11 protein-coding genes and 4 pseudogenes are annotated in these 17273 nt (G+C 33.7%); 11 read left to right on the forward strand and 4 right to left on the reverse strand.

The genetic code is table 11. The features are described from left to right. Positions 1-71: 71 nt before the first annotated feature. Positions 72-266, forward strand: coding sequence for a hypothetical protein (locus tag Q9B79_RS03235; RefSeq protein ID WP_306182590.1), 195 nt, complete (start codon positions 72-74; stop codon positions 264-266). Between the two features lie 308 nt (positions 267-574). Here the strand turns inward: Q9B79_RS03235 and Q9B79_RS03240 are convergent, their stop codons facing one another. Then, positions 575-901 carry a hypothetical protein gene (locus Q9B79_RS03240; RefSeq protein ID WP_306182591.1) on the reverse strand — a complete coding sequence of 109 codons (327 nt, stop codon included), beginning with the start codon at positions 899-901 and terminating at the stop codon, positions 575-577. Positions 902-1823: 922 nt separating this feature from the next. On the opposite strand from Q9B79_RS03240, the gene Q9B79_RS03245 reads away from it, so the two are divergent. The 4 genes from Q9B79_RS03245 (at position 1824) to Q9B79_RS03260 (ending at position 6279) form a co-directional block, all read left to right on the forward strand. Then, positions 1824-3053 (forward strand): aminopeptidase, encoded by a 1230-nt coding sequence (locus tag Q9B79_RS03245; protein ID WP_306182592.1) that lies wholly within the window; start codon positions 1824-1826, stop codon positions 3051-3053. 141 nt (positions 3054-3194) lie between these two features. Next, positions 3195-4568, forward strand: coding sequence for an alpha/beta hydrolase family protein (locus Q9B79_RS03250; RefSeq protein ID WP_306182593.1), 1374 nt, complete (start codon positions 3195-3197; stop codon positions 4566-4568). Between the two features lie 440 nt (positions 4569-5008). After that, positions 5009-5593, forward strand: coding sequence for a TetR/AcrR family transcriptional regulator (locus tag Q9B79_RS03255; RefSeq protein ID WP_306182594.1), 585 nt, complete (start codon positions 5009-5011; stop codon positions 5591-5593). 62 nt (positions 5594-5655) lie between these two features. After that, positions 5656-6279, forward strand: coding sequence for a GNAT family N-acetyltransferase (locus Q9B79_RS03260; protein WP_306182595.1), 624 nt, complete (start codon positions 5656-5658; stop codon positions 6277-6279). A gap of 200 nt (positions 6280-6479) precedes the next feature. On the opposite strand, the pseudogene Q9B79_RS03265 reads toward Q9B79_RS03260, so the two are convergent. After that, a pseudogene (locus Q9B79_RS03265) lies at positions 6480-7318 on the reverse strand (RNA-guided endonuclease TnpB family protein); the annotation flags it as partial. Between Q9B79_RS03265 and Q9B79_RS03270 the strand changes: the two are divergent. The 3 genes and pseudogenes from Q9B79_RS03270 to Q9B79_RS03280 form a co-directional block, all read left to right on the forward strand. Continuing rightward, positions 7307-8518 (forward strand): annotated as a pseudogene (locus Q9B79_RS03270) (serine hydrolase); the annotation flags it as partial. The pseudogenes Q9B79_RS03265 and Q9B79_RS03270 overlap by 12 nt on opposite strands. A gap of 341 nt (positions 8519-8859) precedes the next feature. Beyond that, entirely contained in the window at positions 8860-9279 is a 420-nt protein-coding gene (locus tag Q9B79_RS03275; RefSeq protein ID WP_306182596.1) for a hypothetical protein, read from the forward strand. A gap of 285 nt (positions 9280-9564) precedes the next feature. Continuing rightward, complete coding sequence (locus Q9B79_RS03280) at positions 9565-11097, forward strand: alpha/beta hydrolase (RefSeq protein WP_306182597.1); 1533 nt, start codon at positions 9565-9567, stop codon at positions 11095-11097. A 463-nt stretch (positions 11098-11560) separates the two neighbouring features. Here the strand turns inward: Q9B79_RS03280 and Q9B79_RS03285 are convergent, their stop codons facing one another. Beyond that, a complete protein-coding gene (locus Q9B79_RS03285; RefSeq protein ID WP_306182598.1) occupies positions 11561-13054 on the reverse strand; it encodes a peptide MFS transporter in 1494 nt (497 codons plus the stop codon). A 226-nt stretch (positions 13055-13280) separates the two neighbouring features. Here Q9B79_RS03285 and Q9B79_RS03290 point away from each other — a divergent pair. After that, a pseudogene (locus tag Q9B79_RS03290) lies at positions 13281-14265 on the forward strand (DUF4046 domain-containing protein). 202 nt (positions 14266-14467) lie between these two features. On the opposite strand, the pseudogene Q9B79_RS03295 reads toward Q9B79_RS03290, so the two are convergent. Continuing rightward, positions 14468-15411: pseudogene (locus Q9B79_RS03295) on the reverse strand (aminotransferase-like domain-containing protein); the annotation flags it as partial. A 375-nt stretch (positions 15412-15786) separates the two neighbouring features. Here Q9B79_RS03295 and Q9B79_RS03300 point away from each other — a divergent pair. After that, a complete protein-coding gene (locus Q9B79_RS03300; RefSeq protein WP_306182599.1) occupies positions 15787-16539 on the forward strand; it encodes a lipoprotein BA_5634 family protein in 753 nt (250 codons plus the stop codon). A gap of 26 nt (positions 16540-16565) precedes the next feature. Beyond that, entirely contained in the window at positions 16566-17273 is a 708-nt protein-coding gene (locus Q9B79_RS03305) for an ABC transporter ATP-binding protein (protein WP_306182600.1), read from the forward strand.

Consider the following 17273-nt stretch of genomic DNA (forward strand, 5'->3'; position numbering starts at 1 on the left):
AGATGCTACATTAACTGCACTACTATAAGAACTGTAGTAGCTACACTAAAAATAGGTTTTTAGTTGAATGAATGCTTGTTCTTTCTAATACAACAATAAATGACCTAGCAATCAAACTTGCTATGGTACTGTTTATACCGTTATTCTTAGCATTACTTGCCAAAGTCATACTTATGAGATTTATAAGAGAATCGATTGCTGGCAGACTAGCATATCTATCTTGTCTATTTTTTATACACTATGTATTTAAATTTGTTACAGAGTAGAAAGACATCTTTGGATGTCTTTTCTTTATAAATAAAAGTAACGTGGTATGTAAAGCTATACGTTCACACAAGATTACATGTATTTAGTTTTGTAAATCTATAGAATTTCAGTTTGGATTTTCTTGTCCAATTAACTTTCATTATTCATGTGTTCGTTAAATTCACATTTAACGAATAATTGATAAAAGAAAAATAGTAGGTATTTGTGTAAATATATTGCAGGATATGGTCGAGTTAAATAAAAAATGTATTATAAGGTTTCAGAAAAAGAACTGAAGTCAAAATTGTCTTCAGTTCTTTTTGAATAATTAATGTCCTCGGACAACAAAAGTACTAATCACTCGGCCATTGTAAGTTACCTCATATTTATTTCCCTCTGTGATTGGCATAGAGAAAACAACTGGAGAAGATAACCCCTTTGTAGTAACATTTGTCATACCAATAACTTTATTAAATTCATATTGTTTAATAGTATATGTTACTCCTTTATCTCCTACTATAGAAAAAGAACTTGTCATGTGAGCTGGTACATTCGTTCTATTTCCATAATCTTTATCAGCAACCGTAACCTTTTGAATCTTCGCATCATTAATTGCAGCTTCTGCTTTTGTTAAACTTAATTCTGGAAAAGACAAAGTTGTTATACCTAAAGTTCCCAAAAGAATAGTACTAGATAAAATGATTTTTTTTGAACATTTTAAATCCTCCTAATGTTATTATTTCACTTACGTTTAAATATTAATATATTATGTTAAATTATTGCATATTCAGAATTTGATAAATAAACATCCGTTTATTCGTATAATTTGAAAATATCATTATATAATAAATGAAAAAACAGCTGACTTCTTACATAAAGTAACTAACTGTAGAGAAAGAAAATTTTGGCTTGATGGGCATGGGGTACCGCCCACATTTTAACCAAAATATATGCTAAGCAAATTTTGAAAAAAAGCCGATTTTACCCAGTTAAGAGTACATCGGCTCCTTAATATTTAGCAGTAATTTCGTATCCATGTGTACATAAAGATCTTTCCGTTATCGTTCCCTTAGAAAGAATCTGGCTTTACTCAGTTTTCTACCAAAAAATTGAAAAAATTTTAATGGCTTGATAATTAAGTTTAAATGATTTATATTTGTATTAAATGATAGATATTTCTATCAAAAATGACTTTATACAGAGAAAGGTGTGATTGAAATTGTTAAACGCCTCATTGGTGGAAAGCCTTTAGGTGCAGCAGCATTGAAAAGATTGGGAAGTAATGAGTGAGTTTTCACAATAAAGAACGCTATAGCTTTATGTAGTGCTTGATACCCTTGGATTGAATTATTTGGTAAAAACATCGAAACGCATTGAAATATATTTCCGTATAGTAACTAAATTAATTTTAAGAGATTAATAATGAATTAAAAAATCTATTAGTTGTTATCGTGTCTTGATGAAAAACGTAAAAATAGACAAGAGAAAATCCTGAAAAACCTGTTCACAAAGTATGGTATGAAGGCAAGCTAGTGAGGGGAATTCAAAAATTATTGGATAAAAGCGAGGCAAATAATATGACTTTTGAAGAAAAATTACAAGCATATGCAGAACTTACAGTGAAAATTGGTGTCAATATTCAACCAGGGCAATACTTATTAGTCAATACATCAGTGGATGTATTGGATTTCGTCCGTTTAGTTGTGAAAGAGGCCTATAAGGCTGGAGCAGGGCGTGTTCATGTTAATTTTTCTGATGAGGAAATGGATCGTGCTTACTTTGATTATGCCTCAGATGAGGAATTTAATCGTTTCCCAGAGTGGATAGTCAAAATGAATGATGAGCTAATCGAACGTAAAGGTGCATTATTAATAATAGATGCTACAGATCCTGATAAATTTACAGGTATTTCAGCTGATCGTCTAGCTATCTATCAAAAGGTATCGGGAGCTGCTCTAGGAAACAATCGCAACGCCGTAATGAAGGATTTAATAGCTTGGTCGATGATAGCAGTTCCTTCATCAAAGTGGGCATCAAAGGTGTTTCCGAATTTAGCATCTGAGGAGCAAGTACCAGCATTATGGGAGGCTATTTTTAAAGCTGTTCGTATCGGTGAAGGCAGTGCTGTTGAAAAATGGCGTGAACATGTAACAAATTTAGAATCTCGTGCGGTTCTACTGAACAATAAAAAATATGCGAAGCTTCACTATACAGCACCAGGTACTAATTTAACAATTGCATTAGCACCAGAGCATAAATGGATTACTGGAGGTGGTAAAACGCCAGATGATACTATCTTTATGGCTAATATGCCGACGGAAGAGGTTTATACGTTACCGATGAAACAAGGTGTAAATGGCTATGTAAGCAATACAAAACCTTTAGTTTACCAAGGGAATATTATCGACGGCTTTAAACTGACATTTGAAGAAGGAAAAATTATTAAAGCTGAAGCACAGAGAGGACATGATTTATTACAGGAGCTTATTAATGTGGATGAGGGCTCTTGCTATTTAGGTGAGATAGCACTTGTACCACATGAATCGCCAATTTCAGCATCGGGGATTTTATATTTTAATACATTGTTTGATGAAAATGCATCGAACCATTTAGCGATTGGTAAAGCTTATCCAACATGCTTAGAGGATGGAAGGGATTTAGAAAACGATCAACTCGAAATGTTAGGTGCAAATATTTCAGTAATACATGAGGACTTTATGATTGGCAACAGTGAGATGGACATCGATGGTATTTTACCAGATGGAACTGTAGAGCCAATTTTCCGTAAAGGTAGCTGGGCATTTTAAGTTTTTAATTTGAAGAAAGGAGTATATGAAACGATTATTAAGCATAATTGGTGCAACTATATAGATGTTTCATCTGTTTTTGCTCAGATTGAAAATTACCTCTTTAATTAAAAGTAAAATGCATTCAAAGGAGATAGGCCAATGAATTTCTGGGAAATCGTTTTGATAGTTGTGAATTTTAGTCTATTGAGTTGGATCCTGTTAGTAGGCAGGGAAACGAAAAAGTGGTCTGAATTAGCTACTTTGGTTGCTGTTGTAATGGTTACAGTTCAGCTATTGGTAGAAGGGTTTAGATGGCAGATGATTCCGGCATATGCATCCCCAGTAATCTTGATTTTATGCTATTTATTAGCTGAGCGGAAAAAGGGCTTTAGAAGCCGGGGTATATTCATGGTTAAAACTTTGTTGTTGTGCATCTATTTGTCTGTAGCAGTTGTGCTACCTTTACTTATGCCAGTATTTTCATTTGAAGAACCAACTGGCCCACATAGGGTCGGTACGAAGCTATATCATTGGGTTGATCATCAAAGAAATGAAGCATATTCGAATAATCCAACAGATCGACGCGAATTGATGGTGCAAATTTGGTATCCAGCAGCTCAAAAAAGCAAGGGTGATCAAGAACCTTATATTCGTAACATAAATGAGCTCTCCAAGGGATTGGAAAAAACATTGTCCATTCCTGCATTTGCATTCAGCCACTTGGAATTGGTAAAATCTCATTCGTTTATGGATTTACAACTCTCAGACTCAGAGAATCATTATCCCATATTACTTTTCTCCCATGGTTTTAATGGTTTTCGTAATCAAAACACGTTTGAAGTTGAGGAGTTGGCTAGTCAAGGCTATATTGTTCTAAGTATCGATCATACCTTTGATACTGCAGCTACCGTTTTTCCGGATGGTCGAGTTGCTTACGTACAGCCCTTCAATTTAACTGATGACGCAGGGGATAGCCACATAAAATTATGGGAGGAAGATGTCACCTTTGTGCTTAATCAGATAGAGAAACTTAACCAAAACGATGAGACCGGATTCTTTACAGGAAGGCTTGATACCTCAAGAATTGGAATGTTTGGGCACTCTTACGGTGGAGCTACCGCAGCACAAATACTTGCAAAAGATTCTCGTGTTAAAGCAGCTATCAATATGGATGGCGCTTTGTATGGGGAAATTTTACCTGAAAGTGGGATTGGAAAACCATTTCTGCTCATGAGTGCAGTAGAGCCTGATGAAGCAGATCCCGATAAAGTGACGGAACGATATGGGCGTGGGCTAGCTGGCGGTGGTATGTCAATGGTCATTCCTCATACAGATCATACAAGCTTCACTGATTTACATTTGTTCTCCCCACTGTTACAGAGTCCAGGTGAAAATCCAAAGGAAGTTCATCGCATTATAAACGAATTCAGCCTGGCATTTTTTAACCAGTATGTAAAACAGAAGGATGACGGCTCAACCCTTAAAAGGCTGATGACCAAATACCCGGAAGTGAATTTTAAAGTAAACCGATAACTTTATGCAGAAAGTACCTTCATTAAAAAGTAGGAAAATTACTGTAATTATTAATCCTTCATGAAAAAATGCTAAAAAAATTAGCAAGAAGGATAACCATATTAGTGAAAAAAATAAAAATATCACAAGGGAACATCGTGAAAAATAGCTTAGAAAACCTAGCTAATGTGATTATTTTCTCTACCAAGAAAGCGACTCGTACCATTTCCTTTGGCTTTTGTATGTATTACATCAAAAAATTAATCTCTTCATCGTCATCTACATAATGAAATGCTAAAAATGAAGCATTCAAAGTACTATCAGTTTCAGTAATATAATTCTTTTGGAAAAGCTAAATTCAGCAGCTGGACACTTTGTTTGAGATTGTTTATCATAATATCAAATGATATATTTATCTATCAAAAAATGACGACTTTATATATAAAAAGGAGAGATTGACGATGAAGAAAGACTTATCAACGTTAAAGGAAGCGAGATTTAACGCAATTCTTGATTCAGCTACTATATTGCTTGTTGAAAATCCTACTGCTTCGATGAATGAAATTGCGGAATATGCGGGAATTGGCATTGCTACACTCCATCGTTACGTCGAAAGCAGAGAGAAATTGATGCTGTTCTTGGGCCATCGGGCTATACAACTGGTAAGTGATACCGTAAACCAGATCCCACTGGATGAGGAAAGCAGCGAAAACTATATTCCAGAACTCATTGAAGCGTTAATTCCTTTAGGTGACAAAATCTATTTTCTAGGTCATGATGCATCTGTATTTAACAACAAAGAATTAGGTGAAGCTGAAGAGAAGCTGAGGGAACCTATACGACGCGTTATTGAGTTGTTACAACAAAGAGGTTACTTTCAGCAAACGGTTAGCAGCGAATGGATTTTGAATACGCTTTATGCCCTAGTTTTCCATACCTGGGAACAGGTACATGAAGGAAATGTGGCTAAAAAATCTGCTGCAGAGCTTGTTTTAAATACATTTTATTATGGTTTCAAAGCTAAGGATGAGTTAAGAAGGGAGTGAACGGATACAAATCCATGATAATTAACATCAATAATATAGAAAGCGAAAAGGAGGGCTGGGAAATGAATCAAATCTCTATTGTAAAGGCTGTTCATCAATCCATGGTGGGCGCCCAGCTAAATGTAATGGCATTGGAATACATGGCGTTTGCACTTGCAGGATCTGAGGAGCAGAACGCAGTCGAAGGGACTTTTTGTAAGCTATGGCGGCAGGGGAACAACCGTTTTAGTCATCAATACGCTTATGAAGCTCAAATGGATGGGAAAACTCTAGGGATGATTACTTGCTATCCCATCCCCGTTTTAAATCGTCTTGCTTGGCCCACTTTTAAACAGCTGCTTTCATTCGGAAAGTTGGATTTTGTTTTTTATAACATTCTGAATATCAAAATGCTTTATTCCATGATTACCTTGAAGGAGGGAGAAGATGACGAGTTTCACATCGGAACAATCGCCTTATTGCCTGAAAGTCGAGGACTGGGGATAGGTACCAGACTACTTGAGTTTGCCGAGGAACAGGCTGCCCTGCAAGGCTTTGCCAAATGCTCACTAACGGTAAAGAAAGAGAACCAACTTGCCATTAAATTGTATCAGAGGTTAGGCTACCAGATTACAAGTGAAATCAGTAAACCAAAGTTATCGTTGTACAGAATGGTCAAAAACATAGGACGTTACAACCTGTTATAAAAAAGTTGTAACGTGTTAGGGCAGTACTAATAGTACCGTCACATCAATATCAATCCAAGAGTGAACTACCCGCCACTTAACGTCCTAATGGACTGTTTGAAGTGGGGGCTTCTCGGTTAGTCGTTACTTTTGATAGCTAACGAATTCGTCCTAAGACAACCGAGCTAACTCCCTCGTTCCAAGGGTTATTTTATTGCTATCTATGCTAACGCTAATAGGCGTATTGCTTCATTTTTGATATTGATAGCTGCGTTATAATCTCTATCGAGATTTACACCACATATACAAGAATATACTCGCTCAGACAATGACATATTTTTCACATTTCCACAACGGCTATATGTTTTTGTGGAAGGAAACCATTTGTCTATTTTCACAAGTTGTTTGCCTTGTTCGTGTAGTTTATAAGCTAAAAAAGAAGTGAACATACCCCAACCATTGTCAGCGCCACTTTTCCAAAATGAAGTGCTTGCGACATTCCTTTCATATTTAAATCTTCAATAGCTACAACATCAAAATGAGTAGCTAACTCTTTAGACTTATGATGAAGGAAGTTCTTACGTTGGTTCGCTACTTTTTCATGTAACTTAGCTACACGGATACGTTATTTATTCCAACGAATAGAACCTTTTGTTCTTCTTGATAATACTCGTTGTGCCTTTGCTAATCGGTCTAACATTTCACGATAGAACTTAGGATAATTGGCTCTCTCATCCTCAGAACTAACGTATAATCGATCCATCGCAAAGTCTAATCCAACAACTGTTTCTACTTCTTTTTGTACAATCTCTTTTTCGTATTTAGTCAAGATAGACACATAGTATTTACCAGTAGGTGTCATAGAAATCGTACATGACTTGATTACATGGTCTTGTGGTATTTCTCTATGCTGCTTGATACGTACCATTTTCAGTTTTGGCAATTTGATATGACCGTTAAGCAACATAATATTTCCGTTCACTACATTCGTTGTATAAGACTTTCTGTCTTTTTTGCTTTTGAATGTTGGGAAGTCATTTTGACCACGAAAGAAATTCTTTCTAATAAGGCAATCAAGGAGATGGAACAAGAGGAATATAAAAAAGGAATGTGGCCAGGGGATGGAGATAATGTGTTCAACTATGGTCTTGGCTGGGATAGTGTGAAACTATACCCATTTGATAGATATGGGATAAAGGCTTTGTCTAAGGGCGGCGACACGGTCCTGCAACATGCGTCATTGATCGTGCTTCCAGAACAGAAGATGGCAGCAGCTGTGTTGTCATCCGGTGGTAGTAGTATTACAAATCAATTGTTGGCAAAAAAATTACTGTTAGCCACGCTAAAAGAGAAAGGGACAATTAAGGATATAAAACCAGATAAATCCTTCGGCAAGCCAGTCAAAGTTAAAGTGCCTCAAGACGTGATAAAAAAGTCGGGCTTTTATGGAAATAGCTATAGCCATTTCAAAATAGAAATTACGAAGAAGGGAGAACTGTTTTTACCAACTAAACCGGAAGAAAAATATGTATATACGGCGGATGGAAGCTTTATAAATGAGAAGGGCACTTCCAAGCTTAACTTCGTCACTGAGAAGAATGGAAAAGTTTATTTGAGAGAAAGCACATATGAATTATCGCCGGGATTGGGGCAAAATGTGCTCACTCACTATTTAGCCCAGAAATTAGAAAAGAATGTGTTATCGAAGAAAACAGCTGCTGCATGGGCGAAGCGTGAGGGCGGCAAGTTCTATCTCGTTAACGAAAAATTTAATTCTATGAACTATCTAGGACAACTCATACCTCTTAATACACAAATTACGCTCAAAGATGGCTATTGGGACGGTAAAAAAATTATAGGTCCAAATACGGCAACACATCACATTCAGATTCCCGTAATGGATGGCCGTGATACGAAGGAAGCACATTTCTATATAGAGGACGGTAATGAATACATGGAGATGGCCAGCTTTTTATACGTCAGTGAATCAAACGTGAAACCGCTTGATGCAGGTCAATTATCAAAGGTTACACTGCAAGCAGATGGGCATGCGAAATGGTTTACGATTCCGCAAGAGGCAGCAGGGAAAACAATGACGGTGGATTTGCCATCAGGGAGTTCATTCTCGGTGTATGATGAGAATGAAGTATGCGTCAATTTTACCGTTGTGAGTGGCAATAACAAGGTGAAACTACCGGAGAACGGAACGGTTGTATTTGCTGGCGCACCGAACTCAGAATTTACTATCACATTGAACTAGCTACAATTCGGGATAGACTTCAATGAAACAATACGACATGGAAAAGATGTTTTATTTGTATTTTAAGCATTTCCTTTACAAAGAGAAATTCCAAGAATGATATTAAAGTTAAATTCTTAGCTTAATATTGATGGGTATCTCTTTTTTTTTCGTAAATTTAAAATGTTTAATATGAGAGATTGTGTTCTAAAACGACGCTTTAGCGCTCTAACCAAAAAGGCTTTGGGAAAGAAAAATAAAATTTTATAAATTAATATTCCAATTATACCCTATATATTTACATTTAAGTAAATAATTTGTATTATTTGTTTGTTAAAAATATAATTAAAGGAGTAGTTAAAATGAAAAAAAGAATTCTTATTCCTGTAATGAGTATAGGTTTTCTAGTCTTTGGTGCATTTTATAGTCCTGATCAGAATACAGTTTCTGCGCAAATTAACACTGAAAAATTATCCGTTAATGAAAGTGAATTTTGGCTTAGTAATGGAAATCCAATAAAATATTCTCCATATTACAATACTATTATTGGGAGTGCTGATTTAAGTTCATCTAACGAAGGAAAAAGAAGCTATGTAGTATTTGAGTTTTATAATTTACGAGGTGATTTATTACATGTAGCAAGTGCCAATATTCTTCATCACTCGAATCTTCAAAAATTCTCAGTCCCTATAAAATATTTAGAAGAAGGTAGTTATTCCGTAAAGGTCAAGGTTATAAACGCAAAGGTAAATCCAAAAACCATTAAATTTGTTCATAAATAGTAAGGTGTTAATGAAATTCAATAATTAGTACAATATGATGGTTTAAATAACATAGAGACACATTTGGGTGTCTCTATGTATACAAAAGACCTACTATCCTATGAGAATAGTAGGACATTTCTATACTATTTATTATCCAATCCATCATTTTTTATAAACATATTGGATTTCTCAAAAATATACCAGTATTCCATTCGTCACCATAATAAGCATACTTGTATTTGTGGGTGGCACTTATTTTAGAGTAATTAGCAATTATAAATTTTAAAAGGAGAATTCATAAATATGAGCACGAAGAAAAAAATAGGGAAGAAGTTATTACTTGCTAGTGCAATTTTTACGATAACTATTCCTTCGGTTTCATATGCGGAGAAATTAATTTCACCTGAAAATTCCCAAGGTTCTCCAAGCATGTTTGAGGAGAGAAATAAGGATGTATTGAAATCAAGTCTATATCCCAATACATATAATAATCCGTTTAACCATCAATTTAAATCGACATTAAAGGAAATAAAAACGAATATAAAAAGAATAGACAATATTGCCAATGAAAATCCTGGAATATCTACTACTCTTTCATTTATACGTTCTATGCAAAATGAAGATTATAAGTCTGCATTTAATTTAACTTCTCGATCATTACAGAGAGTAATATCTGAAAAATGGCTGGAGAATTATTGGAAAGAAATTCCTGATCAATTACAAGCGGGTTCTTTTATAGAAATTGGGAAGGTTACACAAAAAGAGACAAATTCCGTCCATACAAATATAGAGATGCAATTAGTTTTTGAACAAATTACTGTACCTTTACTAATAAAATTGGATCCATCTGGTAAAATAGATGATTTTCAACTCAGAATGCCGTTTAGTCCTGTTGCAGATCGGCCATCGTATAGTAAGCCTGAATCATTTGTTGATAAAGAAGTAGTAGTTGGAAGTGATGCATTTCCATTACCAGGAACATTATCTATTCCGAAGGGAAAAGGTCCTTTCCCAGCGGTTATTCTTGTTCACGGAGGTGGAGCAGCCGATCAGGATTCAACAGCGTATGCTTTAAAACCATTTCGTGATCTAGCTGAAGGCCTTGCCTCGAAAGGAATTGCTGTCCTTCGCTATAATAAGCGAACCTATGAACATGGATTGAAAACAGAACTTAGTCCTTTTTATACAGTTGATAAAGAGACAACAGATGATGCTCTTCTTGTAACTCATTTTCTTCAAAATGAAACTATGATAGATAAGAAACAAATTTATATTATTGGTCATAGTCAAGGTGGAATGGTGATTCCAAGGATAATTGAAAAAGATCAAAATCAAAATATTGCGGGGGCAATTGTGATGGGAGGAGCGGCCCGTACAATTCAAGATGCTGCTTTAGATCAATTGGAGTATCGTTTGTCTATTGGAGCAATGAACCTAGAAGAATATAAATTTTACAAATCGCAATTTGAATTATTAAACGACCCTAATTTTTCTAGTCAGAATCCTCCAAAAGATTTTTATTTAGGATCACCAGTGTTTTGGGATTCTATTCGCAAAATTAAAGCAGCAGAAATGTCAAAAAAACAACAGACACCGTTATTGATTATGCAAGGAGAAAGAGACTTTCAAATTCAATCTAAAATCGAAATTCCTATTTGGAAAGAACAATTAAAAGAGCGAGATAACGTTGAGTATCGACTATATCCAAAATTAAATCACTTCTTTACAGAAGGAGATGGGGAGTTAAGTAAACCGGATGAATATAATAGCCCAGCTAATATTCCTGAGTATGTTATAAATGATATTGCTACTTGGGTGCAAGGAAAAACGAAATAAAACTGATAACTATATTTTTAATAGCTATTTTCGGTTCTTAAGATAGAAACATTTTTAATTTCTAGCTTGATGGGTATGGGGGTACTATTTCAAAAATCCAATAGCAATACTTTAAGTTTTAGAGGATACTAATGTTGAAGAAACAAAAGAAGAAGTATGAAATTAATGTATTAACTTTATAACGTATAAAAGAAAATGTAGTGATTAATCAAAATATGTTGGATGCTTCTCGATTAACTTTATTATAACATTGATATAGAAAATTTTAAATGCAATTTTACGTATATATAGATTGATTTATATTTATGCATATTACTCGTCATTTTCTTTTTGTTTTCATAATTTATTATTCTAATTTGCAATAACGATAATCAGTTAGTAAATTAGAAACATAAAAATAAATAACTATTCAAAAAACTGTGCATAAAAACCTGAATTATAACAAGTTTTTAGCACAGTTTTTTTATTTTATGCCTTTCATTAAAACTTGAATCTTTGGAGCCATAAAATATAAAATTACACTTAAAATGATTGAAAGGCCACCAATCGCACCGAAATAAATAATTTCTGTTTCAGGATTATATAATCGAACTATTTGAGCATTTATAGCTTGTGCAGCTGCACTAGTTAAGAACCATAGACTCATTGTTTGAGCAGAGAAGGCAGCTGGTGCTAATTTGGTTGTAATTGATAGACCTACAGGTGATAAACAAAGTTCCCCGATTACTACTAACAGGAAGCTAATCGCTAACCACATAGGGCTTACAAGGGATTCTGTACCATGGATATATGCAGGGATAATCATAACTAAGAAAGATAAACCAGCAAATAATAAACCAATAGCAAATTTATTAGCCGTACTTGGTTGACGTGAATTAAGCTTTACCCATAACCAAGCAAATACTGGTGCTAACAAAACAATATAAATAGGGTTTAATGATTGAAACCATGAAGATTGCAGTTCAAACCCGGCCAATTTTAATTGAGTACGCTGATCAGCATATGAAGCTAAAATGATAGCTCCTTGTTCTTGAATGGCCCAAAACATTGTTGCAGCAATAAATAATGGTATGTAAGCAATTAAACGAGACTTTTCAATTTTTGTAGTTTTCGGGCTACGATACATAAAAATAAAGTAACCAGTTGGAATGAGAATACCTAAAATACTTACTAATAAAGTGAATCGATTAATAGTTAAAATACCTGTTGGTATCGTTAAAATACAAAATAGTACTATAGCTATTGTACCAATACTAAACTGTTTAGTAACTTTTTTTCTTTCGATGTCTGTTAAAGGATTTGGTACTTGTGTTCCTGCTAAACCAAGGTTTTTCTTTTTTGTAAGAACAAAAATAATTAAGCCCAATAGCATACCAATTGCAGCAACACCAAAACCTAGGTGGAAGTTATACTTTTGACCAAGTGTCCCTATAATAAAAGGAGATAAAAGAGATCCTAAATTAATACCCATATAGAAAATACTGAAACCTGAGTCACGTCGAGTATCTGTTTCACTATATAAATCACCAACAACGCTAGATACATTAGGTTTTAATAACCCTGTACCTAGTACTAAAAACACCATAGATATGAATAAAGTACTTATAGTTCCTGGTAGTGCTAAAATTAGGTGACCTATCATAATTAAAACGCCACCCCAAAAAATCGTTCTACTTGAACCTAATAGACGATCTGCAATCCAGCCACCAATAATGCCAGACATGTAAACAAGAGATCCATAGATGGCCATAATTGACGCTGCGGTCGCATGATCCATTCCTAAACCACCTTGTGAGATTGAATAATACATATAATAAAGTAATATTGCTCTCATCCCATAGTAAGAGAATCGCTCCCAAAATTCTGTAAAGAATAGGGTAAACAACCCCTTAGGGTGTCCGAAAAAACCGCTTTGCGGAACAGTACGAATAATATCGCTTTTACTAATCTTCTCCATAAGAATACACTCCTTATATTTAAATATAACAATACCATATTAGTACAAACCAATAATTAGAAAATTAAAATAAAAATTTACTTAGTCAATTATTAGAATTTTTATAAAAAACAAATTTTGTGTTGCTTTTAATTTGGGTTTTACTTATATTATTTAATGTGGATATATTGATTGGAAATAATGATAGTGTATAAATATTAATACAAAATGTAGGAGGATTTATATATTGTTAATGAAAGAAGTTGCTATAGAAGGTATTTATCAGGAAATATTAGATGGAAAAAGAAATAAATTCCCTCCAAATACGTGGAAAGAAGATAAAGATAATAAAATGGCGCGGAGGGTAATAACATATTTGCTTAACAGTATTTTAAAATGGAATAAGGAAGACATAAGAAAAAAATGGAACACAAAATTAATTGTAAAGTATAGGCTACGGGGATTACTCAAACATAGGTATGAAAATAGCCCTTTTAAAGCAATAAATGATTTGTACCCAAATCAGTTCAAAGAATGGGAATTTGGTATGACTCCTTTAAATTATTGGACTAAAGAAAAAGCATTAACAATTTTGAAATGGATTATTGAGGAAAAAGAGGCCTTTCACGAGAAAAGCTCTTAGGAGTATACGGGAAAAAATGGTTAAAAAAAATAAGCTTAGCGCACCTCTGGCTATGTATTGGAATAGTAGCCCGTATGCAATGATTAATGATCTTTATCCAAGACGTTTTAAAGAATGGGAATTTGGTATGACTCCTAATAACTTCTGGACTAAAGAAAAAGCATTAGAAGCATTGAAATGGACCATTGAAGAAAAAGAGAGGTTAACTCCTAAACAATTGCTTGATATATACAATATAAAATGGTTAAAGACCCATGGATTAGCATCGGCATGTCAATTAATTTGGGGGAATAGTCCGTTTAGAATGATTAATGATTTATATAGAGACCGTTTTAAAGAATGGGAATTTAGAGTTACTCCTGTTGGATATTGGTCTAAACGTAAAGCATTAGAGGCGTTAAGGTGGACTATTGAAGAGAAAGAAAAATTGGATGAAAAACAGCTATTAAAGGTATTTAATCAAAAATGGCTAATAAAACAAAAATTATGGACACCGCTAAAACGTTATTGGAAAGGAAGTCCATATGAAATGCTTAATGCTCTATATCCAAATCGTTTCTCAAAAAATATGTTAAAAGGATATATTTAAAAGCAATGATTAAATTCATAATTATTGAGAAAGTTTATGATATAACATTCGGTTATTAATTTTGGAGAAGATACCTTAAAGGTGTCTTTTTTATACTTAAAAAAGAAAAATATTAATTTGTGTAAAAAACTTCAAAATACTAAAGGGATTTCTATTCTTAATTAAATAAAATTATTCATTAATTGTTTTATCTCTTTTCCTATTAGAACCAAATTTTTGCTAATTGAGATACTCCTTTTATTATCTCTTCTTCGCATAACTCACCAAATCCAAGTTGAATATTCCGAGAAATATTTTGAACAAGGATATACTATAATGCCGTGATCATGTGCTCTTTCAATTAGCATTTTTTCACTCATTTTTGTTTTCACTTCAATAATAATGAAAATACCGGAGCTACCACCTTTAATCTCGACAAATTCCTTAAAGTGCTTTGATAATTCCCTATTTAATAGATTCATTTTACGTTTATACAAAGCTTTCATCTTTCTTAAGTGCGAGTACCAATATCCTTCATTCATAAAAGTTGCCAACGTACGCTGATGAATAGATGAGGATGTTTGTTCAAGTAAAGGAAGTATCTTTTTATATTCATTTATTAGCCGCCTAGGCAAAACCATATAATTGACACAGATAGAGGGAAGGAGTGCCTTTGAAAAAGTTCCGAAATAAACCACCCTATCATTAGAATCTAAACTTTGAAGAGACGGTATAGGTTGATGAATATATCGAAATTCACTATCATAATCGTCCTCAATAATATATCCCTCCACCCTTTTTGCCCATTCAATTAATTTTAATCTTTCACTGACTGGGATGGTCACTCCATACGGAAAGTGGTGAGTAGGAGTGACATATAAAAGTTTAGAAGGCGATTTTAAAAGAAGATCGACTTGGATACCTCGTTCTTTTACAGGAATTGGATCCATAGTAAATGATTGAAGAACAAAAAGTTCCCTTGCCACGTTATATCCAGGATCTTCTACTGCCAATAATAATTTGTTCTGCGGAAGTATTAACCCCTCTTGATTGAAATAAGTAATCTGCTAGTGCTTTCCTTAATTTAATGTCGCCTTGTTTTTCTCCGTATGAAAACATGCTAGAGTCTTTAATAATTTTGTTTGTAATCATTCTCCATTTTTTCAAGGATCCATAATGTTTTCTTTTCAATTTTTTAGTATTTCACTTATGAAAATATGTTTTCCGTACTGATTCTTGTTATTGGTATTAATAATATTCATCACTTTTGTTTGGTTTTTATGTGAATGTTTATTTATAATCCACGGAAAATATTCGAGTCATTTTATCTTTTTTCGATAGTATCTGCCACCTAGTTGCAGAAGCTATTCTACTATCACACAAATTGATGAGGGAGTCTTCGGACATAAAATATACACGTTGTAACTTCTAATCTTACAATATTGTAAGATTAGAAGTTAGATAGTTAGATAGAAGTCATTAACTTATGAAAAAATCTCATCTATAATCCAGATATAAATCATTAATTAAAGGAGTATTTTAATGAAAAAAATTATAAGTTATGTGGTGGTTATTGCTATTTTTATAGGAATAGGATTAGGAGTAAAACGTTATGTGCAAGGTCCAGGACAACCAGTCGATGGGATTCTAGTTAGTGGTACTGCAGCTGATATAGAAAAAGTCAAACAAGAATTTAAAGATGATATTAAACAATCTATTGACTATAAAGTTAAGTACGTCACTACAATAAGAAAGACCCAATTATCAGAAGAAGATAAGAAACAAAATGATACAAATGAAGAATTTGAAATCAATACTACAGAATATGCAGTTATTAATAGTTCTACCGCGGTAAAATTATTTAATAAGGGACTTCTAAGAGCTAGAAAAGATCCGTATTCAGCGTCTACTATCTCTGAGATGGTGACAGATAAAAATAAAGTATCTAGTGATCAGAATCTATTATTTTCTTATGCGGGTAAGAATTCTACGGGTGATAATCCTACGGTTGATAATTTTGAAAATAACCAGTTGAATTTGAACGGTAAGATGGTACCTGCCCAGTATGTTAAACAGCAAATTTGGATTGGGTATGACCCCATGAACCTTGTTATCCTAAAAGACCAAGACTATAATGCAATTTCTGAATCAGAGTCAATAATGAAATTAATTCAATTTAAAAAACGAGATTTTGATTATAAAAACAAACAAGAAGTAAACAAAGTTTTACAAGAGATTAATAAGGTCTCATCGAATAATCAGCATAAAATAAACTTTGTAGAGGTACAAGACTAATTTAAAATGAAAATAAGGTGATATGAATGGAAATCGTAAGAATAGAAGATGTCGTCAAAAGTTATGGTGAAGGTAATAGTAGGGTAGATGCTTTGAAGGGCATAAACCTTACAATACATCAGGGGGAATTTGTTTCAATCGTAGGAGCTTCTGGATCAGGTAAAAGTACATTGTTGCATATTTTGGGAGGATTGGACCGCCCAAGTTCAGGAAAAGTATTTATTGGAGAGAACAATATTTATAAATATCCAGATAATGAACTTTCGATATTTAGAAGAAGAAAAGTTGGATTCATATTTCAGTTCTTCAATTTAATTCCTGTATTGAATGTGCAGGAGAATATAGCTTTACCCACTTTATTGGATAATGAACCTATAGATAATTCTTATATGGACGAAATTATTGAAATTCTGGGACTTCATGAAAGAAGAAATCATTTACCATCTGAATTATCAGGAGGTCAGCAACAACGGGTTTCGATTGGGAGAGCACTTATAAATCGCCCACATTTGATTTTAGCTGATGAGCCTACAGGAAATCTTGATACTCAAAATACAAAAGAAGTCATGGATTTATTAAGATTGACAGCAAAAAAATATAATCAAACTATTGTATTGATTACTCACGATTTAAAAATCGCATCAACTTCTGACCGTATTATTACAATTCAAGACGGGCAAATCATTTCCGATCAGTGGCTAGCCACGAATAAGCCTAAGACGGGAGGAAACTAA

This window comes from Bacillus sp. MHSD_36, assembly GCF_030757775.1.
Classification (GTDB): Bacteria; Bacillota; Bacilli; order Bacillales; family Bacillaceae_G; genus Bacillus_A.